Source organism: Streptomyces sp. NPDC002577 (assembly GCF_053594815.1).
The window spans coordinates 1-23,313 of the sequence record NZ_JBSFWK010000014.1; the positions used below are offsets into that span (position 1 = coordinate 1).

Below are 23,313 nucleotides of genomic sequence, written 5' to 3' on the forward strand. Positions count from 1 at the left end.
CCGGTGGAGCGCATGATGCGCGACGCGAAGATCACCCAGATCTACGAGGGCACCAACCAGGTCCAGCGCATCGTCATGGCACGCAACCTGCCGTAACGCAAGTGACCGTCCTGCCTGACCGGGTGGCCCGGTCAGGCAGGACGGCGTCGCAGCTCGCGCCTCAGCCCAGGCGCACAACCACCTCGCCCGCACCCTCCGCCGAGGCACCGCCCGGCACCTCCACGCGGAACGCCCGGTCCGTGCCCTGCGCGGTGACCCGCAGCACCTCGCCCTCGCGCACGACGCGGTACGTCGCCGCCGCGGCGCCGGAGTGGTCGGGGACCGTGACCTCGGCCTCGTACGAGGGGGAGTCGGCGGGGTGGACGTGCAGGGTCAGGCCGTCCAGCCAGTCGCCGTCCGGGCGCTGGTCGTCCGCGCCGAGCGCGAGTACAGCGCCCTCGCGTACGTAGAGCGGCAGGCTGTCGAAGCCGTGCTTCTCGGTGCGCCACACCGGGCCGGTGACGGTCTCGCCGGTCAGCAGATGCGTCCAGGTGCCCTCGGGCAGGTAGTACTCGACATCGCCCTCGGCCGTGAAGACGGGTGCCACGAGCAGGTCGGGGCCGAGCATGTACTGGCGGTCGAGGGTGCGGCAGGTGGGGTCCTGCGGGAAGTCCAGGAGCATCGGCCGCATCATCGGGATGCCGGTCTGGTGCGCCTCGACGGCGGCACCGTACAGATACGGCATCAGGCGGTGCTTGAGCAGCGTGAACTGCCGGGCCACGTCGACCGCTTCGGCACCGAACTCCCACGGCACCCGGTACGACGTCGAGCCGTGCAGCCGGCTGTGCGAGGAGAGCAGGCCGAAGGCCAGCCAGCGCTTGAACACCTCCGGGTCGGGTGTGCCCTCGAACCCGCCGATGTCGTGGCTCCAGAACCCGAAGCCGGACAGACCGAGCGACAGGCCGCCGCGCAGCGACTCGGCCATGGCCTCGAAGGAGGCCCAGCAGTCGCCGCCCCAGTGCACCGGGAACTGCTGTCCGCCGACCGTGGCGGAACGGGCGAAGAGGACGGCCTCGCCGTGGCCGCGCTCCTTCTCCAGGAATTCGAAGACGGTGCGGTTGTACAGCTGGGTGTAGTAGTTGTGCATGCGCTCCGGGTCGGAGCCGTCGTGCCACACCACGTCGGTGGGGATGCGCTCGCCGAAGTCCGTCTTGAAGCCGTCGACGCCCTGGTCGAGGAGGACCTTGAGCTTCGACTGGTACCAGGCGCAGGCCTCCGGGTTGGTGAAGTCCACCAGGCCCATGCCGGCCTGCCACAGGTCCCACTGCCAGACGTCGCCGTCGGCCGTGCGCACGAGGTAGCCCTTCTCGGCGGCCTCGTCGAAGAGCGCGGACTTCTGCGCGATGTACGGGTTGATCCACATGCAGATCCGCAGGCCGCGCTCCTTGAGGCGGGCGAGCATCCCGACCGGGTCGGGGAAGACCTCCGGGTCCCACTCGAAGTCGCACCACTGGTACTCGCGCATCCAGAAGCAGTCGAAGTGGAACACGGTCAGCGGAATGCCGCGGTCGGCCATGCCGTCCACGAAGGACGTGACCGTCTTCTCGTCGTACGACGTGGTGAACGACGTCGTCAGCCACAGGCCGAACGACCAGGCCGGCGGCAGCGCGGCACGCCCGGTCAGCGCCGTGTACCGGGTGAGCACGTCCTTCGGGGACGGCCCGGCGACGATGTAGTACTCCAGCGACTGGTCCTCGACGCTGAACTGCACCTGGCCGACGGACTCCGAGCCGACCTCGAAGGAGACCTTGCCGGGGTGGTTGACGAAGACGCCGTAGCCGCGCGAGGAGAGGTAGAAGGGGATGTTCTTGTACGCCTGCTCGCTGCTGGTGCCGCCGTCGGCCTGCCACATGTCGACGATCTGGCCGTTCTTCACGTACGGCGTGAAGCGTTCGCCGAGGCCGTACACGTTCTCGCCGACACCGAGGGCCAGCTGGGCCAGCATGTGGTGGGAGCCGTCTTTGGTGGTGACGAAGCCGGAGCCCCGGTGCCCGGAGGACGTCAGCTCGCGGCCGTCCTCGCCGAGGAAGGTGAGGCCCCAGGGCGCCGCCGTGTCCAGCCGCAGCGTGAGGGGGCCGCTGACGAGTTCGGTCACCGATCCGTCGCGGCGCACCTGACCCGCGCCCGCGTCCAGGTCCGCTCCCGGCAGCTCGAAGTCCGGTCCGCGGTGCCGTCTCCCGGCGTGGTGCGTGAGGCGCACGCCGATCACGCCTTCGGCCGGTGAGAAGCAGTCGACGCTGAGCAGGGCCGAATTGAGTGTGTCGCCCCGGCGCTGCACCCGCTTGATGGAGGCATACGCGGTGAAACGGTCGGCGCCGGCGCGCAGGTCGCGTACCTCGGTGGCGTACGAGGCGCGGACGCCGTCACGCATGAGCCAGAAGCCGTCGGTGAACTTCATGATCGTCCTCGGTTGGGCGTGGCAGGTGCAGACGAGGAGGCGTACGGCGCTCGCTTTTCGGGTGGCCTGACCCCGGCTTCCTGCCAAACAGGTTTGGTCGTACACAGAACAAATCGCAGGGCAGTTGGCAGCCTCTGGCCCTGGTCTCGTATCACAAGGCGGCGTGCCCTGGCTGGGGCGACGCTATCAGCGTCGGAGCCCTCTGTCGAAGCGCTTCGATTCTCGCTCTGCTCCTCTATCACAAGGCAGCGTGTCTGACTGTGACGACGGTATCAGCGCTGAGGTCTGGTGTCGAAGCGCTTCGATGATTTATTAGTAATCGATGTAAACAAACGAAGATGGGGCTGGATCGGTCGCCCACTCGATCTTCGTCGACCTCCGTCCGCCGACCCAGCGCCGTGCAGAACTGCCGGACCCGCACGTGCGCAGCCACCCACCCGCCGGGACACGGGCGTCCCCGCAGGCCGGCACTCCTCCCACGCAAGGGCACCACGTGACAGCACAATCCCACCCCGCCGCGCGCCCACCGCGGCGGCGCTCCAGGCGGGCACTCGTCCCGCTCGCAGTCGTCTCGGCGCTCGTCGCCACCGCCGGCCTCACCGGCTGCGGCCAGCAGCGGGAAGGCGACGTCTACACGCTTCTGAACTCGTCGACCGACGAGTCGTACCACCGCTGGGACGGCGACACGCTCGCCCGCTGCAGCAAGCAGCTCGGCGTGACCATCGAGCAGCAGAGCGTTCCGGCGGCTCAGCTCATGACGAAGGCGCTGCGCATGGCGTCCTCGAAGTCGCTGCCGGACATCGTCCAGTTCGACGGCTCCGAGATGCCCACGTTCGCCGAGACCGGCGGGCTGATGGACCTCGAGAAGCTCGGCGTGTCCACCGAGGACATCCCGAAGGGCATCGTCGACTACGGCTCCTACAAGGGCACGTACTACGGGGCCGCCCGCACGGTGAACACCCTTGCGTTGTTCTACAACAAGGACATCCTCGACAAGGCGGGCCTGAAAGTGCCCACCACCTGGGCCGAGATGCGCGAGACCGCCAAGAAGCTCACCGAGGGCAGCCGGTACGGCGTCGCTCTGAGCGCGGGCGGCGCGGAGGACGGCGTCTACCAGTTCACGCCGTTCATGTGGTCCAACGGCGGCGACGAGACCGACCTGGACAGCCCCGAGGTGGCCCAGGCACTGGACTACTGGAAGGCCCTGATCGGGGACGGCTCGCTGTCGAAGTCCACGGTCAACTGGACCCAGGCGGACGTCAACGACCAGTTCATGGCCGGCAACGCCGCCATGATGATCAACGGCCCGTGGCAGGTCGAGACCCTCAACACCAAGAAGAACCTCCACTGGGGCATCGCCCAGATCCCCGTCCCCGAGCAGGGCGACGACTCCGTGGGCCCGCTGGGCGGCGGCATGCTGACCGTCCCGAACATCGGGGACACGAAGCGGGAGAAGATGTCCGCCCGGATCATCACTTGCATGACCAGCGAGCAGGAGGAGATCACCTACGCGCTGAACAGCTGGATGATCCCGGCGAACCAGAAGGCCGCCGACACCTGGCGCGAGAAGGTCCCCGAGCTGAGCTCCCTGGCCGACCAGGTGGCCACCGCGCGGTCGCGCACCGCCAAGCTCGGCGCCGGCTGGTCCTCCGTCTCGCTGGCGCTGCAGAGCGCCTTCCAGGCAGCCCTCACCGGCCAGGACAGCGAAGCCGTCCTGAAGAAGGCCCAGCAGCGTGTCGAGAGCGGGAACTGAGGTACGTACAGATGTCGACCACCACTGCTGCTTCCCGCCCCGCCACGTCCGCACCCGAGACCACCCGGTCCGCCGGCAAGAAGGCCGGCCCCGCGAGCGTCAAGCGCCGCCGGTCGATCGCCCAGTGGGGGTTCGTCGCCCCCGCGGTGATCTTCATGCTGCTGTTCTTCGGGTACCCGCTCGTCCGCAACATCGTGATGAGCTTCCAGGACTACTCGCCGTCCACGTTCTTCACCGGCAAGGCCCCCCTCAACGGGCTCGACAACTGGAAGAAGGTCTTCCAGGACGACCTGTTCGGCAAGGCCCTGTGGCAGACCATCGTCTTCACGATCGGCTCGCTGCTCGGCCAGTTCTGCATCGGCCTCGGCCTCGCGGTCTTCTTCAACCGCCACTTCCCGCTGGGCGGCCTGCTCCGCTCGCTGATCCTGCTGCCGTGGCTGGTTCCCATGGTCGTCTCCGGCATCGTCTGGCGGCGCATCCTCGACCAGGACACCGGCGTGCTCAACTCGTTCCTCGGCCTGTTCGGCATCGGCCACACACCCTGGCTGACCAGCACGCACATGGCGCTGCTCGCCGTCGTCCTGGTCAACATCTGGATCGGCATCCCCTTCAACATGGTGATCCTCTACGGTGGTCTCCAGGAGGTCCCGAAGGAGATCTACGAGGCGGCCTCGCTGGACGGCGCATCCGCCTGGCGGACGTTCCGCTCCATCACCCTGCCGCTGCTCAAGCCCGTCATCACCGTGGTCCTCGTGCTCGGCTTCATGTCGACCGTCAAGATCCTCGACCTGATCCTCGCCCTCACCGACGGCGGCCCCGCCGACTCCACCCAGACCCTGGGCACCCTCACGTACCAGAACTCCTTCGTCCAGCTGGACTTCGGAGCCGGTGCCGTGGTCGGCAACGTCCTGATCCTGATCTCCGCCGTCTTCGCGGTGTTCTACCTGCGGGCCAACCGCAACGAGGGGAAGTGACCGGCATGGCGACCACCACCCGCACCGCCGCCGTCCCGCCCACGGCCGTGGGCAAGCCCAGGCGCCGCTGGGGCGCCACCGCGTTCGGCGTCGTCGTCCTGTGCGTGATGCTGTTCCCGCTGTACTGGATGGTCAACACCGCGCTGCAGCCCGAGTCCGGGCTGCTGGAGGTGGACCCGGTCCCGTCGAGCCTGGACTTGTCCGGCTTCAGCTCCGCCATCACCGAGCAGGGCACCAACCTGCTGACCTCGCTCGCCGTCGCACTCGGCGCCGTGGTCATCTGCCTGGCGATCTCCGCGCCCGCCGCCTACGGGCTCGCCCAGTTCCGGCTGCCCGGCACCAAGGCGATCGTCTTCGGCACGCTCATCACCCAGATGGTGCCGGGCATCGTCATCGCCAACGCCCTCTACAGCGCCTACGTCGACCTCGGTCTTGTCAACTCCTACTTCGGCCTGATGCTCGCCGACGCCTCGCTCGGCATCCCGTTCGCGATCGTGCTGATGCGCTCCTTCATGGTGGCCATCCCCAGGGAGGTCATCGAGGCCGCCGAGGTCGACGGCGCGGGCCGGGTACGCACCTTCGTCCAGGTGGTCCTGCCGATGAGCCGCAACTCCCTCATCACCGCGGGCCTGTTCTCCTTCCTGTACGCGTGGAGCGACTTCATGTTCGCCCTCACGCTGAACACCACAGACGACGTGAAGCCGATCACGCTGGGCATCTACCAGTACATCGGCGCCCACGTCGGCGACTGGGGCTCGGTCATGGCGGCATCCGTGCTGTCGGCGATCCCGGCCGCGATCCTGCTCGTCCTCGCCCAGAAGTACATCGCAGCCGGTATCACCGGCGGATCCGTCAAGTAAAGGCAGAAATGAGCGACTTCACCGGCTTCCCCGACTCTCCCGCCTTCCCTGGCTTCCCGCCCGGTTTCGTGTTCGGCGCCGCCACCGCCTCGTACCAGATCGAGGGCGCGGCGGACGAGGACGGCCGTGGGCCCTCCATCTGGGACACCTACAGCCACACCCCGGACCGCACCGACGGCGGCGACACGGGAGACGTGGCCTGCGACCACTACCACCGCTACCGGGAGGACGTGGCGCTGCTGCGCGAGCTGGGCGTGGACTCCTACCGGTTCTCCATCGCCTGGCCGCGCATCCAGCCCGACGGCTCGGGCCCGGCCAACCCCAAGGGCCTGGACTTCTACTCCCGGCTCGTGGACGAGCTCCTGGAGGCGGGCATCGAGCCCGCCGCAACGCTCTACCACTGGGACCTGCCCCAGGCCCTGGAAGACCGGGGCGGCTGGCGGGTGCGTGAGACGGCCGAGCGGTTCGCCGAGTACACCGCGATCGTCGCCGAGCACCTCGGCGACCGCGTACCGCGCTGGATCACCCTGAACGAGCCGTGGTGCAGCGCCTTCCTCGGCTACTCGGTCGGGCGCCACGCGCCCGGCGCCCAGGAGGGCACCGGCGCGCTGGCCGCCGCCCACCATCTGCTGGTCGGTCACGGCCTGGCGGTCAAGGCGCTGCGCGCCGCGGGCGTGCGCGAGGTGGGGATCACCCTCAACCCGGACTGGAACGTTCCCGCCACCGAATCGGCCGCTGACCTCGCCGCGGTCGTCCGCGCCGACACCCAGCACAACCTGGTGTGGACGGAGCCGTTGTTCGCCGGCCGTTACCCGGTCACCGAGGAGGAGACCTGGGGCGAGCTGATCACCGGCCAGGACTTCCGGCGCGAGGGCGACCTGGAGCTGATCGGCCAGCCGCTCGACTTCCTGGGCGTGAACTACTACCGGCCCATCGTCGTCGCGGCAGCGTCCCACCGGGAGGCCGATCCGGCCAAGCGCGTCGCCACCGACAACCGGTACACCGAGGCCGGCTACCCCGGCGTCCGGCACACCGCGATGAACTGGCCGGTCGTCCCCGAGACCTTCACCGACCTGCTGGTCGCGATGAAGCAGCGCTACGGCGACGCCCTGCCGCCCATCCACATCACCGAGAACGGCTCCGCCGAGCACGACACGGTCGACGCGGACGGCGCGGTGCACGACACGGACCGCGTCGAGTACCTCAGCAGCCACCTCAGCGCGCTGCGGGCGGCCATGGAGGCCGGGGTCGACGTGCGCGGCTACTACGTCTGGTCGCTGCTCGACAACTTCGAGTGGGCCCTCGGCTACGCCAAGCGGTTCGGGATCATCCGGGTCGACTACGACACCCTCGAGCGCACCCCGAAGGACAGCTACCGCTGGTACCAGCAGCTGATCGCCGCCCACCGGGGCTGATCACGCCAATGCGGTGCGTGGGGCGGCCGGCACGTCCGCCCCGCGCACCCCCCGGCTCGGTCACGCCATGGCCTTCCCACGCTTCGCATAGGCCGCCGGATCGGCCAGCACCTCACGTACCACGATCGCCGCAGCGCCCCGTGCGGCGTCCCCGGACGAGGAGGAGGACCGCAGCCGCCCTCCCCCAGCTACCGCTGGGAGGTGCCCCCAGCCCGGCTCCCACAGGCCCGACACGACGCGCGCGGTCAGCTCGCGGTCGACGGAAGGCGCCAGCCACGGCATCAGCTCGCGATAGATGCCACCGAGGACGACAGCGTCGGGATCGAACAGATTCACCGCGCCGGACAGCACGAGCCCCAGCTTCTGCCCGGCCTGCTCGAGCGCCGACACGGCCCGCTCATCGCCGCGCCGCGCCCGGCGCTCCAGCTCGGCCACCCCCGGCCCCCCGGCCACGTCGTCCAGGCCCGCCGCGTTCAGCAGCGCCGCCTGACCCGCGTACTGCTCCAGGCAGCCGTGCGCACCGCACCGGCACAAAGGGCCGCTCTCGTCCACCGCCACGTGCCCGATCTCACCGGCGAAACCATGCGCGCCGCGCAGCAGTTCACCGCCCAGCACCAGTGCCCCGCCGATACCGATCTCGCCGCTCACGTACACGAACGTGCGGGAGCCTTCCGGCGCGCCGCCGAACCACAGCTCGGCCAGGGCCGCCACGTTCGCCTCGTTGTCGGCGCTGACCGGCAGGGCACGCTCGGTGGGCCGCAGCGTGGACAGCGCCTGCGCGAACAGCCCCTCGACGGCGACACGCTTCCATCCCAGGTTCGGTGCCTGACGGACCGTGCCACCGGAGACCAGCCCCGGCAGTGCCAGTTCCACGCCCACCGGACGCAGGCCCTGCTCGGCGGCCGACTCCAGCGCACGCGAGGCGATCCGGGCCGCGTGGGCCAGCACCTCGGCGGCCGGTACGCCCCGGTTGTCCACCCGCTCGACGAGCCGTACACGGTCGGTTCCGGCGAGATCCACGACGCACACCGCGACATAGTCGATGTTGATCTCGACGCCCAGCCCGGCGGACCCGGTCCTGGCCACCTGCAACACGGTCCCGGGCCGCCCCGCCTGTCCGCTGAACGTCTTGCCCGACTCCGTGAGGAACCCGGACTCCAGCAGCTGCTCGACCAGCGAGGAGACGGCCGCCCTGGTCAGCCCGACGTGCGCGGCGACCCCGGCCCGGGTCGCCTCGCCCGCGTCGCGGACGGCCCGCAGCACGAGGCTCAGATTGTGCCGCCGCACTGTGGCCTTGTCGGCCTTGGGCTCCAGGGGAGTGAGGTGGTTGTTCATGGTGGGCCGAGCGTCTCTGATCAGCTGAGCGTTGTCCACCTGGGTGGGGAAGTGTGGGCGTGGAGATGGAATCCGGCGCCCAGTGCCGCGCTGAGCAGTGTGTTCAGGCCACCGTGCCGCCACCCTCCTCGGCCGCAGTCCACGCCGAGCGCAGTCGTGTGCCCGGCGCGCCGGGCGTTGGGAACGGCGTGCGTGTAGGCGAGGTCGGCGCGTACCCGGCCCCGGTGGATGCGCAGGGTGGGCAGGTGCAGCACCGCGCCGGGCGGGATGGTAGGCGGCAGCGTGATCGGGCAGGCCACCCACATCCAGTCCCGGTAGGAGCGCGGGTCGGGGCGGCTGGGCAGCTGCAGCCGCAGCAGCGCCCGGCGAGGATCATCGACGCGGGCGTGCAGCCCAGCCCACCCGCTCCGCCAGCACAGCGGCCGACAGCACCTCACCCGTCTTCTCCACCACACCCGCACGCAGCAGACCACGGGCACAGGCCGTACGGGCCGTCTCACCCTCACCGAGCGACAATCTCCCGCTCACCGGCCCCCCTTCTCACCTGTGGTGCTGTCATCCGATCAACGACACGCCTGCGGAAGGGTCACGCATTCGGTCTACGCACTCACATACGACACCGGCAGACGACACATCACTACAGATCCCAAAGGAAAAGCGTGAGCCTATTCAACGGCGTTCGCACCGCGGCCGGGTACGTCCCCGCTGATCATGAACCTTTCGGCTGCCCTGCACGTATCCCCTGTAGTCATGGCTGGACCGCCCCGGGACCAACCCGATCGTCCTCGATCATCGCGCCAGCCGGCACGGCCCTCACCACGGGACCACCCGGCCCTCACCACCGGCCCACCCGCAGGCGCAGGCGTGCGATCCATCTTGGTTCGCTGTCGCAGCCCTGGTCAGGAGGCCTGATGTCTTCCCGTTCCGCTGAGCTTTCGCTTCGAGGAGTTGCTGCACTGTGCGCGCTCCTCAGTGCTGTGACCCATCTCCTGATCGCTCCCGAACACCTCGAGGAGATGCCCTATATCGGAATCCTGTTTGTCGTCGGAAGCGTCGCGCTCCTCGCCGTCGCCGCAGGTCTCGGGCTCCGCAACCCGCTGCCCGCATGGCTCGTCGGCGCGGCGGTCAGCGGCGGCATGATCCTCGGCTTCACCCTGTCCCGCACCGTCGGGCTGCCGGATTACCACGAAGAAGACTGGGACACTCCCTACGGACAGCTCTCCATGATCGCTGAAGTCCTTTTCCTCGCGGCCTTCGCCGCCTGGTACGGCACCCAGAGAGCCCGCGGTCCGGTCACCCCCGCCCGAGTCAAGGTGCCCGCAGACAGGTGACAGGGCCGGGCGCGCCGGGCGCCGTTGGAGGGGGCGTCAGCGGTGCTGTCCCGCATGCCGCCATAGGACATGCACGACACGGATCGCACCAAGAACTCCAGCGACCGAAGCTCCCGTGACCAGCAAGAACTTGTCGACGGCGGGAGGTAGGTGCCAGACGGCAGCAGGGCCGGCAATCGTCGCGAACACCACGGCGCCGAGAAAGCAGGCGCTGACCAGCGCATAACCGATCTCAACTGTGATCTCGTCTCGCTCGGCCTGGCTCCGCCGCCGTGTCCTCATGACGTAAGAATCCCCAAGACCTCGCTTCACCGCTACCTCGCGGACGCAGTCTCCGTCGCCGCGCCGTCCGGAGACGCACAATCACCCTGGCTCCTGACCGGCAGCAGGTCGAGGTCATCGGACGGAGCGGAAGCTCTGCGCGAGCGGCAGTCGACGGCCCCGTTCCGCAACCGGGAACGCGCCGGAGATGGAAAGCTGATCCCGATCAGGGCGGCCGTCGTGGCGAACACCCCGCCGTTCAGCGGGTTTCTGGATAACGGGTGTGTCGCCCTCGCGGTCGCGTCATGATCCCCATCGCGCCGGTTCGTCGGCAGGAGGAACAGGAATGTTCGAAACGGGGGAGGCACAGCAGTGCGAGACCAGCTCCTCGGGGGCCGTTACCGGTTGGTGCGACAACTCGGCGAAGGCGGAATGGGGCAAGTATGGGAGGCGCAGGACGAGACGCTGGGCCGGTCCGTCGCAGTCAAGGTGATCTCCCTGCTCGCCGGTGGCGGAAGCCGCGGCGACGAGGCACGGGCCAGGTTCCTGCGCGAGGCGCGGATCACCGCCCGACTGCAGCACCCCAACATCGTGACCATCCACGACCTCGGCGAGACCGGTACCGGGAACGACAGGGTGCCGTTCCTGGTGATGGAGCTGGTCCGAGGCGAGGGCCTGGACGCGATGCTGCGCCGAGGTGTCGTCACCTTGCCGGACGCGGCCCGATGGGGCGCGCAGATAGGTGACGCCCTTGCAGACGCGCACAACGCCGGAATCATGCACCGGGACATCAAGCCCTCCAACATCCTCATCACGCCTTCCGGTATCGTGAAGGTCCTCGATTTCGGAGTCGCGAGGGCGGCCGACCCCTACGCGACCGCGGACCGACTCACCCAGACCGGCTTCATCGTGGGCACACCCCCGTACATGGCACCCGAACAGGCACGTGGTTTCCCGGAACCGCGCAGCGACCTGTACGCGCTCGGCTGCCTTCTCTTCGAGCTGATCACAGGCCGGCTGCCGTTCCAGGCCCCCGACACCGTGGGCTACCTCTCGGCGCACCTCACCCAGGAACCCCCCGTCCCCAGCTCGGTGTCCGCGGACATCCCACCCGCCTGGGACGACCTCGTGTTGACCCTGCTGCACAAGGACCCCGATCAGCGGTACGCGAACGCCGCCGACCTCTCCCAGGCGCTACGACAACTCGACCGCGCACCCGAGCCCGAATCCCCAGCAGGCCACGAAGCCCGCACCATCCTTCTGGCCAGGATGGCCCGCGCTATGAGTACGTCACTCGCGCGCCGGGCGGTCCTCTCTCAGGACGCACGCGGGAATGGCGCCGTCCAGAAGGCACAAGCGCAGGTGAAGACGACGGTTCAGATGCCGCCCACCGCGCCACTCGCTTCCTTTGATGTGTCCTGGACCGGACAGGAGCCGCTGTCCGTCTATGCGGCCAGACCACGTACGACAGCTCTCTGGTTCACAGCACTGCTTTCGTCCGCGATCGCGGTGGCCAGCTTTTACTTCCCGCTACATCTGGGGCTCGTCACGCCTGGAGCTACTGAGGGTCAGGATGGATGGGTAGCCCTCATGTCGGTCGGAGGTGCACTCGGCGGCTTGGTTGCGCTCGTGTCCACTGGCGGTGCGATCTCGGAGGCGTTCGTGATCAGCAGGCATGCGGGTGCGCGGAAAGCGAGGTCCCAATGGGCGCTTCAGGTCGATCCACGGGGGATTGCAACCGGTAGTGCCGCTGGACGGCGAGAGATCCCATGGGACCAGATCCAGCGCGTCAGTATTGAGGAAATTCAGGGTTCACCGCCATACCGGTACACCGGAATTCACATCGACTTAGCGCACGGCGCCAGCAGGCCGACCATGCTCCGACCGGCAGGGTGGCCCTATCCCCAGCCGGACACGGTCAAAACTCGCTCGCGCGTCCCGGTGTGCGTCCTTGGCCCCATGACGGAAAGACAGCGGACAGAACTCATAGAGGCCCTCGCTGGATACGGCGGCCAACGGTGGGTCCCATCAGTTCACTTCACGACACTCCCGGTTGACCTTTGAAGAGATGTCCCTTGGGGATGCAGACGACTTCGGCAATCTGCCCCGAGCATTACCCAGCACTACATGTCCGTTCGCCGTGGCTGTACGAGAACAGGGCCGAACACGATGTCGGTCTTGTAGTCCAGCTCCGTCGATGAGCCCCCGCCCCTGTGATCACAGTTGGGCAGTGGTGCTGGCGCCGTCCAGTGCTTCCCGGATGATGTCCGCGTGTCCGGCGTGCTGTGCCGTCTCCCTGATCAGGTGCAGCAGGATCCGACGCGCGGACCAGTAGACGGTCTCTGGTGGCGACCAGGGAGTCTTGGGCAGCGGGACGCTTCTGTCCAGGTCTGGAAGGGCCGCCACGGCTTCATCGGTCCTGTGCGCCGCAGTCGCATACTGCTCCATCAGACCGCCGAGCGTCTCGCCGTCTGCCATGCGGTACTGCCCCATGTCGAGCATGCCCTGTGGCATCTCGCCGTCCCCCTTGACCATGACCTGTGTCCACGCTCGCTCGCCACTGGCGATGTGTTTGACGATCCCGCCCAGGGTGAGCTCGCTCACTGTCGTGCGCTGCGCGGCTTGGGCATCGGTGATCCCGCGGACCGTGATCAGCAGCAGCTTCCGCTGCTCCGCCAGTGCATGCAGCAGTTCGCCGCGCTCGCCTGGAAGGGACGGGACTGAGATCTCCAGCGAAGTTGTCATGGGCTGACCGTAGGAGCCATTTAGGTCAGTTGCTGTCCTGGACGGCTGTTGCACGTACGTTCGCGCACGGACCTGACGCGGCTGCTGACGGCGGCGGATCTGGTGGACCGAGGGTCGCCGGTGAGCTGATGCTCTGGTGGATTGAGTACGGGTACTCATGTTGGAGGTGGTCAGCAACCTGCACGGTACGGACATGCGATTGATTTCCCTCCCGAAGTCCTTGCCGGCGGCCGCGCTCGGCGGCGTCGTCGTCCTGGCCGGCTTCGGCGCGCAGAACGCCACCGCCGATCAAGCCTCTACGGTCAGCGTCGCCGCGGCGAGCGACAGCGATGCAGAGATGAGGTTCCTTGAGTTGGCGAGCCTCATCTCGCAGAGCTGCGCTCCGGACGTCTCCAGCAGCATCGATGATGTGGCATCGGCTTCCACGGCTGACACCACGGCAGCGGAGCCGACCCCCGACTCCACCATGCCCGTCCTGATCGATGAGGTGCCGCTGACCGCGGAAGAGGAGTGCGCCGCCGCGAGGCACGCCCTGCGCATCAGCAGGGCGTTCTCGGGCACGGACACGGCCACGTACGAGGAGATGCAGGAGAAGCTGACGAGCCTGCGCTATCCGGCGGCGCGGATCTACCGCATGCCGGACTTCTCGGGCGAGCCCGTGGCAAGGCTCGACCTGCGCGTGGGGGCCGAGCATTTGGCTCTGGAGGTCACCGGTACCTACCTGGGCGTGATGGTCCAGGCGTTCGGCGCTCCGGAGGGTGTGAGCGTGACCGAGGTGCGGCTGGAGCCGCAGCTGGACGCGCCCACATCCTGAGGCCCCTGCCGACGCCCTTGGGTTCTGGTGGTCATCACGGCGGCCCCGGCTTCCACGGCGCTTGCCAGGGCCCCGCCGGGTGCCCTCACGAACCACCCTTGCCGGCGGACCAGCAGCGCATCGACGGGTATCTGGCGGACCGCCCGGCGAGGCGCTGCTCGTCAACGTGCACTGTCATGTGTGAGCACGTGCAGTGTCACGTGTGATCCTCCGTGACCCGGACGAGCAGGCAAGCCGGCTCCTGTGCCAGGTCCACGGTGAGTTCGGATCGGTCGGCCTGCCAGGTGGCGGTGGCCACGGGCGATGACGTGTGCAGGATCTCGATGCGCACCGCGCGGTCCGCCAGGTGCGGCACGGGAAGCGCCCGGCCTGTCGCACCCCCCCTGCGCCACACCGACACATACGTCGCCTCGTCCGCTCGCAGCCCCAGCGCCACCCACTCGTCGTCCCAGCCCGGCAGCCCGAGCGGCCAGAACGGAACAGCACGCGGCAGATCGTGGCGCAGCGACTTGTAGGTGTCCAACGCGCCTCGTACCAGCGCGAGTTGGGATGGCGACATACGGTTCAGATAGCCCGACAGATGGATCCGCCCCAGCAGCGCACTCCCGAGCGTGAAGGCGATCTCTTCGTCCGTGAACTCCGGCTGCGGATAGGCCCACACCGCACCCTGCTCGGGCGGCACCGCGGTGGGCGCGGCGGCCGCGATCGGCGGGTAACGGAGGGGATCCTGCTGGTCGCTGGTGGACTGGAGCTGGGTGACGGCGAGCGACGCGCCGTCCATGCGCATGCCGCCGGAGGCGCAGTTCTCGATCACGAGTCCGGGGTGGCGGTCGAGGACGGACGACAGCCAGTCCAGCCAGGCGCGGGAGTGGCCGAGGAGCGGGCCGCCGGGGGAGACGGTGATGTTGTAGTCGAGCTTCAGGTACCCCACGCCCCATTCACCGACGATCCGGTCGACCGTCGCGTCGAGGTGGGCGCGGGCGGCGGGGTGGCGCAGGTCCAGCTGGTGGCGGCCGTGCTCGGTGACGCGGATGCCGTCCTGGCGTACGAAGGCCGCGTCGGGCAGGGACCGGGCGATCGGGCTGCGCACGCCCACCACCTCCGGCTCCAGCCACAGTCCCGGCACCATGCCGCGGCTGCGGATGTGGTCCAGTACGGCCGTGATGCCGCCGTCAGGGAAGCGCCGCTCGGAGGGCAGCCACTCGCCGACGCTGTCCCACCAGCCCTGCGCGTCGTCGTACCAGCCCGAGTCGATGCAGAAGTACTCGGCGCCGACCGAGGCGGCCGCGTCGATCAGCGGGAGCAGCTTCTCCGTCGTCGGGTCGCCCATCAGCGTGTTCATGTAGTCGTTGAAGACGACGGGCAGGGTGGTGTGGTCGGGGTGCGGCCGGCGGGCGGAGCGGCGGTACGCCGTGAGCGCGGCCGAGGCGTCATCGAAGCCGGAGCCGAGAGCGAGCGCCACCGGTTCGGTCGTGAACTCGGCTCCGGGGGCGAGGTGTTCGCGCCACTGGTGCTCGGCGTCCGTGGGGCCGCCCAGCGCCAGATATGTACCGCCCGCACACTCGCCCGCGTCCCAGCGCCAGGCCACCGCCGACTCGATCTGCCACAGCCAGGTCCGGCCGTCCGTGCGGTCGGTGAGTGCCCCCATCGCCAGATGGCCGTCGGTGGGCCAGCTGCCCCGGCTGCTCACGGCAAGGCAGGCGCGGCTGTCGTGCTCGTGGAACTCCCGGCCGATGTCGGCCACATGGGCGCGCAGCGGCTCGGTGAACCAGCGGCACTCGGCCAGCCAGTCGTTGCGCGCGCGGTGCGCGTCCAGGACGTCCGGCGAGGGCAACCCGCCGAGCAGCAGGCTGGAGACGGACCGCAGTACGAGCGGTTCGGTTCCCTCGTTGCGCAGCCGGACCTCGGAACGTACGACCGGGATGCCGTCCGGGGACGAGAACACCACCTCGGCCGCCAATCCGCTCGTCTCGTCGAAGAGTTCGACGTGGAGCCGGTGCCAGATGCCGTCCCGCTCGGAGCGGTGGGCGCGGTGGCGCAGCCGTCCGCCGAGTGCCGAGTCGATGAAGCGCGGCCCCGACCAGCCGTTGCCGTGTCCCAGCGCGGTGATCTCCACCAGCGGCAGGGCCGACTCGGAGTCGACGGGCGAGCAGGCGGCCGCATCCGGCCTCGAGAGCCGGGTGATCCTCAGCGACCCGTCGGAGCCGGTGGCGAACTCGGCCTCGAGTCCCGCGTGACCCCAGGTGAACTTCTCCTGGGCGCTGTTGGCTGGGCTGGTGGGTGTCTCACCGGTCAACGTGGACCCTCCTGAATTCCTGTGTCCGCCGCTGCCGACGGCTTTCGTCGTCCTGGGTGTGAATCCGTCGTTACGGTCTCTTGACGGGGTCAGTGTGACCGGTCACAATCCTCGCATGAATGTGACCGGTCACACAACCAGGACGGCGAGCATCAGGGACGTCGCAGCCGCGGCGAACGTCTCGTACCAGACCGTCTCCCGCGTGATCAACGGCCACCCCAGCGTGAAGCCGTCGACCCGGGAGCGCGTGCTCGCCGCCATCGAGGAGCTGGGGTTCCGGCGCAGCGCCACCGCGCACGCGCTGGCCAGCGGTCGCTCCCAGTCGGTCACCGTCCTCACCGCGAACATCACCCACCACGGCTACGCCAGCATCCTGCAGGGCATCGAGGAGGCGGCCCGTGCGGCTTCGTACACCATGGCCATCGGTGTGCTGGAGTCGGCCGACGAGACCGCGGTGCGGGCCGAGGTGCAGCGCGCCGCCGACGCCGGCGGCGGCCTGATCGTCATCGCATACGATCCGGCCGGCGTGCGGGCCCTGGAGGAAGTGCCCGCAGGATTCCCCGTCGTGGGCGTGGTCGAGACCCCCGCGCGCACACCCGGCGGCGACCGCCCCTGGGTGTGGACCGACGACCGCGAGGCGGCCTACGAGGCCACCCGCCATCTGCTGTCGCTCGGCCACGAGACCGTGCACTATGTCGCCATCCCCTCCAGCACCCGGCGCACCGCGGCGCGTACGGCGGGCTGGCGCACCGCGCTGCGCGAGGCGGGAGCCGCCGAGCCCCGGCCCGTGCAGGGCACCTGGGGACCGGCGGGCGGCTACACCGCGGGCCGCAAGCTGGCCGCCGACCCGGCCGTCACCGCGATCCTGTGCGGCAACGACGACCTCGCGCTCGGGGTGATGCGGGCGCTGCATGAGGCGGGCCGGCCCATCCCCGGCGAGGTGAGCGTGGTCGGTTTCGACGACGCCCCGCACGCCGCGTACCTCACCCCGTCCCTCACCTCCGTACGACAGGACTTCACCGGTCTCGGGCGCGCGGCCTTCGCGCTGCTGCACGGGGTCGTCGAACAGTCTGCTCCCGTGGCCCCGCACCCCGTCTCCGTACCGGAACTGGTGGTCAGGGAGAGCTCAGGTCCGCCGCCGACCGCCACCTGATCACTCGTCAGAGGAACTCCCGGCGACCCCGATCCACCGCCGGAGACATATCGCCCCCGGCCCCATCTCGCCCCAAGCCCCCGTTCCCGCCCGTCCACGCAAAGGCAGAACCCCGATGAAGCGAGTTCTCCCAGCCCTCGTGCTGATATGTGCCACCGCCCTGACCGCCACCGCCTGCAGCGACCCGACAGCGGGCAACGGCAACGACGACGCCGACTCCACGCCCCAGACGAAGGTCGACCCCACGGCGAAGCTCGACGGCGTGAAGCTGACCATGTGGACGGCGCAGAACACCGTCAACGCCCCGAAGCAGGTCATCGACGCCTTCGAGAAGGCCACGGGCGCCAAGGTCGACACCCAGGCGATCCCCGACCTGTACGAGCAGAACGTGCCGACGAAGCTCGCGTCGGGCGACAAGCCGGACCTGATGTTCTGGCAGCCGTCCATCTCCACGCTGCCGTTCATCCAGCCCAAGCAGAACCTGCTCACCCTCGACAACGAGCCCTGGGTGAACAAGCTCGGCGACACCGAGAAGTCCCTCGGCGTCATCGACGGCAAGCGCTACGCCGCGATCGTCACCGTCCCCGCCATGCTCGGCGTCTACTACAACAAGGACGTCTTCAAGAAGGCAGGCATCACCGAGGACCAGTTCCCCAAGAGCTACGACGAGTTGCTCGCCCTCGGCCACAAGATCAAGGACAAGACGGACGCGGCCGCCTTCTACGAGTCCGGCGGTGACAAGTGGCCCCTGCAGTGGCAGATGCAGGTGCAGCTCACCGACCTCGACAAGCAGTGGTGGGCGGACCTCAACCAGAACAAGAAGAAGTGGACCGACCCGGTCGTCGTCAACGCCATCACCAAGTACAAGGACAAGCTGCTCGACGCCGGGCTCGCGCAGAAGAACTACAAGACCGGCACCTTCACCGGCTCCGCCGACGCGCTGTGGAACGGCGACGCGGGCATGGTCCTCAACGTCACCTCCTTCCAGTCGCAGATCCAGGCCAAGCACAGCACCGAGGAGATCAACAAGAAGCTGGGCTGGTTCCCGATCTCCAACTCCGACGCCACCGGCATGTACTCGCCGGACCAGACCAACGGCGTCGTCGCCTTCAAGACCGGTGACACGAAGCGGGAGAACGCCGCGCGCCAGTTCCTGGACTTCTGGCTCGACACGGACTACGCCTCGTACATCAAGGCGATGAAGATCCCCTCGGTGCAGCCCGGAGTGCCCAGCCCCGACGGGCTCCCGGACACCTCGACGGCCCAGATGAAGGCGCTGCCCACGGCGAACGGCGTCTTCCAGGCCAAGGCCATCGTCGCCCCGGACACGCACCTGTATCTCGCCGACATGCTCTACGGCAAGAAGACCCCGAAGCAGGTCGCCCAGGCGATCCAGGACCAGTTCGCGCAGGTGGCCAAGGCCCAGGGCGCGCCCGGCTTCTGACCGCCGGTCTCCATCTTTCGAGCCGTTCACTGCCCAGAACGAGGGAATCCAGCCGTGGCGGACACAGCCATACGTATGGACAAGGCGGCGCCGTCCGCCCGGAGGAAGCAGCAGAAGAACGTGGGACGGCTGCCGCGCGCGGCCGTCCACCACCCCTGGTGGTTCGCGCTGCCCGCGGTCGTGGTCTTCGTGGCCTTCTTCCTGGTGCCCAATCTGCTCAACTTCTACTACCCGTTCACCAACTGGTCCTCGTACCACACGGACGTCGCCTTCACCGGCCTCGACAACTTCAAGACGGCTCTGAACGACGGCTCGCTGCTGAGGGCCATCAGGACGACGCTGCTGTACGCGGCCATGGCCGCCCTCTTCCAGAACGGCTTCGGGCTCGGCCTGGCGCTGCTCCTGGAGGAGGACACCCGCTTCAACCGCTTCTTCCGCGCCGTCTTCTTCCTGCCCGTCCTCATCTCGGCGCTCGCCGTCGGATACGTGTTCCAAGCCCTCCTCGACCAGGACGGCGCGGTCAACTCGGTACTGGGCACGGACGTGCCCTGGCTGGGCTCGACCACCTGGACGCTCGTCCTGGTCTCCGTCATCCACGGCTGGAAGTGGATGGGCCTGTCGATGCTGATCTATCTCGCCGGCCTCAAGGGCATTCCGGGCGACATGCTCGAGGCCGCGAAGATGGACGGCGCGGGGCCGTGGCGGACCTTCCGGTCCGTGCGCTGGCCGATGCTCGCACCCGCGGTCACCTTCAACGTGACCACCGCACTGATCGGTTCGATGAACACCTTCGACATCGTGCAGGCCACGACGGGCGGCGGCCCGGCCGCATCCACCGAGGTCTTCAACATCTACATGTTCCGGGTCTTCGGACAGGGCCTGTACGCACAGGCGTCCACGATGAGCCTCGTCCTCTTCCTGATCGTGGTCGCGATCGCGATCCCGCTGGTCATCGGGTTGCGCCGAAGGGAGCAGATGCTGTGAGCGCGGTCTCGGCGTTGTCTGGAACCGGGTCTTCGGGAGCCCGCCTCTGGCGCTTCGGGCGCCCCGCTCTCGTCCTGCTGCTGGCCGGCCTGGCGGTCGGCGTGCCGCTGTGGCTGGTCCTGGTCACCTCGGCCAAGCCGCAGGGCGAGGCGGTCAAACCCAACCTCGACCTGCCGCACCACTGGCAGCCCGCCCAGAACTACGCGGACGCCGTGAGCCAGGGCGAGATGCTGCGGGGCCTGTTCAACTCCCTCGCCGTCGTGGTGCCTTCGGTGGTGCTCGTGCTGATCCTCGGCGCGGGCGCGGCCTGGGTCTTCGCCCGCCGCACGTCGAAGCTGGTCTCCGCGGCGTACGCCCTCACCATCAGCGGGCTGCTGCTGCCGCCCGCCGTGATCACCATCGTCATGGAGCTGCGCCAGTTCGGCCTGGCGAACACCAGGCCGGGCATGATCGCCGTCTACACCGGGATGTACCTGTCCACGTCGATCTTCTTCATGACGGGATTCATCCGCTCCATCCCGGCCGAACTGGAGGAGGCCGCCCGGATGGACGGGGCCGGGCCGCTGCGGATCTTCCTGCGTATCATCCTGCCGCTGCTGCGGCCGGTCATCGCCACCGCGACGATCATGGTCATGCTCTACGCCTGGAGCGACGTCTTCTACGCCTTCTTCGTCCTCGGCGGCGGAGATGCGGCGACCCTGCCGATCAACCTCTACCAGGTCGCCAGCGCCCAGCTCTACCTCAACAACTGGCACCTCATCTTCGCCTACGTCGTGGTGATGAGCCTGCCGATGGTCGCCGTGTTCCTGGTGGCCCAGCGAAAGATCGTTTCCGGAATCACCAGCGGAGCCGTCAAGTAAGCCGAACAACCAGGAGGTCCCTGTGAGCAGCACGAGCCGCACGCCACGCACACCTGGCAAGAGAAGACAACGGACATCGACCGCCTTACTGACCGCAGTGCTCGGCGCGGCAGCGATGGCCGCCACCTTGCCCGCCGCCCAGCCGGCCAGGGCGGCAGCCGCCCAGAGCATCACCGTCGATCTGGGCGCCCCCGAGGGCAAGGTCAAACACGGCGCCAACGGCGCTCTGTACGGACTGGGCGACGACGGCGTCCCGAGCGACGCCGCCCTCGCCCCGCTGAAGCTGACGTCCATCTCGCAGAAGCCGGACGGCGGACTGCAGCACCCGAACGGCGACGCGGTCGCCGTCTCGAAGTCCTTCTTCCGCAACGGCGGCGGCGACGTCAACGTGATGATGCAGGACATCTACCAGCACTGGCCGTACGAGGACCTGGGTATCGACGACTACCTCACCAAGGTCGACTCGATCGTCCAGAAGGTCAACGCGGCCGACCACAGCGATCGCTTCGTCTACGTCCCCTTCAACGAGCCCGACTGGATCTGGTACGGCCTCAACACGAAGGACACCGCGCAGTACGAGAAGAACCGCGACCGCTTCCTCGCCGACTGGAAGACCGTCTACCAGCGCATCCGCTCCCAGGACCCGGACGCCCGGATCGCAGGCCCCAACGAGGCGTACTACGACAAGCGGCTGCTGCCCGACTTCCTCGCCTACGCCAAGGCCAACGACGTCCTGCCCGACGTGATGACGTGGCACGAGCTGTCCCCGGACTCGCTCAAGTACTTCCAGTCCAACTACGACAACTACCGCGCCCTGGAGAAGTCCCTCGGCATCTCCCCACGCCCCGTCAGCATCGACGAGTACGCCAACCGCCGCGACCTGTCCGTGCCGGGCCAGCTGGTGCAGTGGGTCTCGATGTTCGAACGGAACAAGGTCCTCGCCAACCAGGCCTACTGGGACGCCGCGGGCAACCTCAGCGGCAACGTCGTACGCTCCAACGTCCCCAACGGCGGCTGGTGGTTCTTCCGCTGGTACGCGGGGATGACCGGCCAGACGGTGCAGGTCACCCCGCCGTCACCGAACACCATCGACACACTCCAGGGACTGGCCTCGCTCGACACCTCACGCAGGCAGGCGCAGGTGCTGGTCGGTGGCGCCTCGGGTGACGCCGACGTCGCCGTGCAGCACGTCGACCCGAAGGTCTTCGGCACGTCGGTGACGGCGACCGTCGCCGAGGCCGACTGGTCCGGGTACGAGGGTCAGCACGCCGCACCCCGCGTCCTGTCGCGCGTGAAGCTGAGCGTGGGTCAGGACGGCAGCGTCACCGTCCCGCTCAAGGGCATGAAGCAGATGTCCGCGTACCGCATCGTGCTCACCCCGGCCGGCTCCGGCACCCCGGCCGCCGCCACCGTCCCCTGGTCCGCCTCCTACGAGGCGGAGGACGCGACGATCACGGGCGGCCAGGTCTACACCCAGGGCACGGTGTCCAACGCCAACGGCTACGCCACCTCCGGCACCAAGGACGTCGGCTCGCTGAACACCGCCGACAGCAAGGTCGACTTCACCGTGTCCGTGCCCAGCACCGGCACCTACGACCTGTCGGTCCTCTACGGCAACCAGTCCGGCGCGCCGGCCACCCAGAAGCTGTCCGTCGACGGAGGAACGGCGACCACGGTCACCTATCCGTCCACCGAGAACTGGACCTACCGGGGGAAGACAGACTCGACCGTCGACCTCACGGCCGGGACGCACACGCTCACCCTGGCCCATGACAGCAACGAGGTCACCCTCGACCGCATCGACCTCACCGCCCACACGGTGCCGTCCGCCTCCTACGAGGCCACGCTCGCGGACGTCTCCGGCAACGTGTCGTACGACTATGGCGACTCCTCCGGCACCGGAACGGGCGCCCTGGTCCTCGGCTCCGGAGGCAACGCGGTGTTCGACGTCTACGCACCGCGCGACGGCTACTTCACCGTCACCTCGCGCGCGTCGGCGGCCGTGCAACTGTCACTGCACGGCGAGACGGTGGCGGCAGCCCCGAACAAGGCCCTGAGGCTGTACCTCGTCGCGGGCAACAACCGCATCACCGCCACCGGGCACGCGGCGCTGCGCTCCCTCGATGTGGCGGGCTCGGGCTCTTCGCGTGGGGCGCTCACGTATGAGGGTGCGCAGGCGACACTGGCGGGTGGCGCGAAGCTCGTCGACAGCGCGTACGCCTCGTCGGGTACGTACATCGGCTGGCTCGGCAACAGCGCTTCCAGCACCGCGACCTTCAACGTCGACGTGCCGCGCTCGGGCAGGTACGTCCTGGTGGTCCAGTACAGCCACAACGACCGGCGCGACAACGGCCATGCGTACAACACCGACATCCTGTCCCGCACGGCGGACGTCACGGTCGGCGGCCACACGCAGACGGTGACCTTCAAGAACACCTGGAGCTGGGACGACTACTGGACCCTGGGGGTCCCGGTCGAGCTGAAGGAGGGCTCGAACACCGTCACCTTCGGCAACGCGTCCGCGTGGGCGCCGAACATCGACCGGATACAGGTGGCAGCGGTGCGCGGCTGACGTATTCGCGTCACTCATCGGCGTCACTCATCGGCGTCACACATAGCAACGAGGCCCACGCCGGGCGACTGGGGAATTC

19 protein-coding genes are annotated in these 23,313 nt (G+C 68.6%); 13 read left to right on the forward strand and 6 right to left on the reverse strand.

Annotation, left to right across the window (positions count from 1 at the left end):
* Window positions 1–96 (forward strand): acyl-CoA dehydrogenase family protein (locus ACWD4J_RS19840; RefSeq protein WP_157849844.1); only part of this gene is annotated, 96 nt, incomplete at its 5' end.
* 64 nt (window positions 97–160) lie between these two features.
* On the opposite strand, the gene yicI is transcribed toward ACWD4J_RS19840, so the two are convergent.
* Window positions 161–2,437 (reverse strand): alpha-xylosidase, encoded by a 2,277-nt coding sequence (yicI, locus tag ACWD4J_RS19845; RefSeq protein WP_451396689.1) that lies wholly within the window; start codon window positions 2,435–2,437, stop codon window positions 161–163.
* 493 nt (window positions 2,438–2,930) lie between these two features.
* Between yicI and ACWD4J_RS19850 the strand changes: the two genes are divergently transcribed.
* Genes ACWD4J_RS19850 through ACWD4J_RS19865 form a run of 4 tightly spaced genes read left to right on the forward strand, consistent with a single transcriptional unit; the run spans window position 2,931 to window position 7,439 of the window.
* Window positions 2,931–4,190 (forward strand): ABC transporter substrate-binding protein, encoded by a 1,260-nt coding sequence (locus tag ACWD4J_RS19850; RefSeq protein ID WP_451396690.1) that lies wholly within the window; start codon window positions 2,931–2,933, stop codon window positions 4,188–4,190.
* A gap of 11 nt (window positions 4,191–4,201) precedes the next feature.
* Entirely contained in the window at window positions 4,202–5,164 is a 963-nt protein-coding gene (locus ACWD4J_RS19855; RefSeq protein WP_451396691.1) for a carbohydrate ABC transporter permease, read from the forward strand.
* Between the two features lie 5 nt (window positions 5,165–5,169).
* Complete coding sequence (locus ACWD4J_RS19860) at window positions 5,170–6,024, forward strand: carbohydrate ABC transporter permease (protein ID WP_451396692.1); 855 nt, start codon at window positions 5,170–5,172, stop codon at window positions 6,022–6,024.
* Between the two features lie 8 nt (window positions 6,025–6,032).
* A complete protein-coding gene (locus tag ACWD4J_RS19865) occupies window positions 6,033–7,439 on the forward strand; it encodes a GH1 family beta-glucosidase (protein ID WP_451396693.1) in 1,407 nt (468 codons plus the stop codon).
* A gap of 60 nt (window positions 7,440–7,499) precedes the next feature.
* Here ACWD4J_RS19865 and ACWD4J_RS19870 read toward each other — a convergent pair whose 3' ends face one another.
* Window positions 7,500–8,774: an ROK family protein gene (locus ACWD4J_RS19870; RefSeq protein ID WP_451396694.1), complete on the reverse strand. Its 1,275-nt coding sequence runs from the start codon at window positions 8,772–8,774 to the stop codon at window positions 7,500–7,502.
* A gap of 20 nt (window positions 8,775–8,794) precedes the next feature.
* The gene (locus ACWD4J_RS19875) at window positions 8,795–9,211 is read right to left on the reverse strand and encodes a hypothetical protein (protein ID WP_451396695.1); all 417 of its coding nucleotides are present in this window, start codon (window positions 9,209–9,211) and stop codon (window positions 8,795–8,797) included.
* A 540-nt stretch (window positions 9,212–9,751) separates the two neighbouring features.
* Between ACWD4J_RS19875 and ACWD4J_RS19880 the strand changes: the two genes are divergently transcribed.
* Entirely contained in the window at window positions 9,752–10,105 is a 354-nt protein-coding gene (locus ACWD4J_RS19880; RefSeq protein WP_451396696.1) for a hypothetical protein, read from the forward strand.
* 36 nt (window positions 10,106–10,141) lie between these two features.
* On the opposite strand, the gene ACWD4J_RS19885 is transcribed toward ACWD4J_RS19880, so the two are convergent.
* Window positions 10,142–10,387 (reverse strand): DUF6332 family protein, encoded by a 246-nt coding sequence (locus tag ACWD4J_RS19885; protein WP_451396697.1) that lies wholly within the window; start codon window positions 10,385–10,387, stop codon window positions 10,142–10,144.
* Window positions 10,388–10,774: 387 nt separating this feature from the next.
* Here ACWD4J_RS19885 and ACWD4J_RS19890 point away from each other — a divergent pair, with 387 nt between their 5' ends.
* Window positions 10,775–12,430 carry a serine/threonine-protein kinase gene (locus ACWD4J_RS19890; RefSeq protein ID WP_451396825.1) on the forward strand — a complete coding sequence of 552 codons (1,656 nt, stop codon included), beginning with the start codon at window positions 10,775–10,777 and terminating at the stop codon, window positions 12,428–12,430.
* A 153-nt stretch (window positions 12,431–12,583) separates the two neighbouring features.
* Here ACWD4J_RS19890 and ACWD4J_RS19895 read toward each other — a convergent pair whose 3' ends face one another.
* Window positions 12,584–13,111, reverse strand: a complete 528-nt coding sequence (locus ACWD4J_RS19895) for a DinB family protein (protein ID WP_451396698.1) — start codon at window positions 13,109–13,111, stop codon at window positions 12,584–12,586.
* A gap of 193 nt (window positions 13,112–13,304) precedes the next feature.
* Here ACWD4J_RS19895 and ACWD4J_RS19900 point away from each other — a divergent pair, with 193 nt between their 5' ends.
* On the forward strand, window positions 13,305–13,925 hold the full coding sequence (locus ACWD4J_RS19900) for a hypothetical protein (RefSeq protein ID WP_451396699.1): 621 nt from the start codon (window positions 13,305–13,307) through the stop codon (window positions 13,923–13,925).
* A 196-nt stretch (window positions 13,926–14,121) separates the two neighbouring features.
* Here ACWD4J_RS19900 and ACWD4J_RS19905 read toward each other — a convergent pair whose 3' ends face one another.
* Window positions 14,122–16,221: a glycoside hydrolase family 36 protein gene (locus ACWD4J_RS19905; RefSeq protein ID WP_451396700.1), complete on the reverse strand. Its 2,100-nt coding sequence runs from the start codon at window positions 16,219–16,221 to the stop codon at window positions 14,122–14,124.
* 115 nt (window positions 16,222–16,336) lie between these two features.
* On the opposite strand from ACWD4J_RS19905, the gene ACWD4J_RS19910 reads away from it, so the two are divergent.
* From ACWD4J_RS19910 to ACWD4J_RS19930, 5 genes are all read left to right on the forward strand, one after another.
* Window positions 16,337–17,374, forward strand: a complete 1,038-nt coding sequence (locus ACWD4J_RS19910) for a LacI family DNA-binding transcriptional regulator (RefSeq protein ID WP_451396701.1) — start codon at window positions 16,337–16,339, stop codon at window positions 17,372–17,374.
* A gap of 115 nt (window positions 17,375–17,489) precedes the next feature.
* Window positions 17,490–18,818 carry an ABC transporter substrate-binding protein gene (locus tag ACWD4J_RS19915; RefSeq protein WP_451396702.1) on the forward strand — a complete coding sequence of 443 codons (1,329 nt, stop codon included), beginning with the start codon at window positions 17,490–17,492 and terminating at the stop codon, window positions 18,816–18,818.
* A 54-nt stretch (window positions 18,819–18,872) separates the two neighbouring features.
* A complete protein-coding gene (locus tag ACWD4J_RS19920) occupies window positions 18,873–19,802 on the forward strand; it encodes a carbohydrate ABC transporter permease (RefSeq protein ID WP_451396703.1) in 930 nt (309 codons plus the stop codon).
* Window positions 19,803–19,816: 14 nt separating this feature from the next.
* Window positions 19,817–20,662 carry a carbohydrate ABC transporter permease gene (locus ACWD4J_RS19925; protein ID WP_451396826.1) on the forward strand — a complete coding sequence of 282 codons (846 nt, stop codon included), beginning with the start codon at window positions 19,817–19,819 and terminating at the stop codon, window positions 20,660–20,662.
* Window positions 20,663–20,777: 115 nt separating this feature from the next.
* A complete protein-coding gene (locus ACWD4J_RS19930; protein ID WP_451396827.1) occupies window positions 20,778–23,234 on the forward strand; it encodes a CBM35 domain-containing protein in 2,457 nt (818 codons plus the stop codon).
* The last annotated feature ends 79 nt before the right edge of the window (window positions 23,235–23,313 follow it).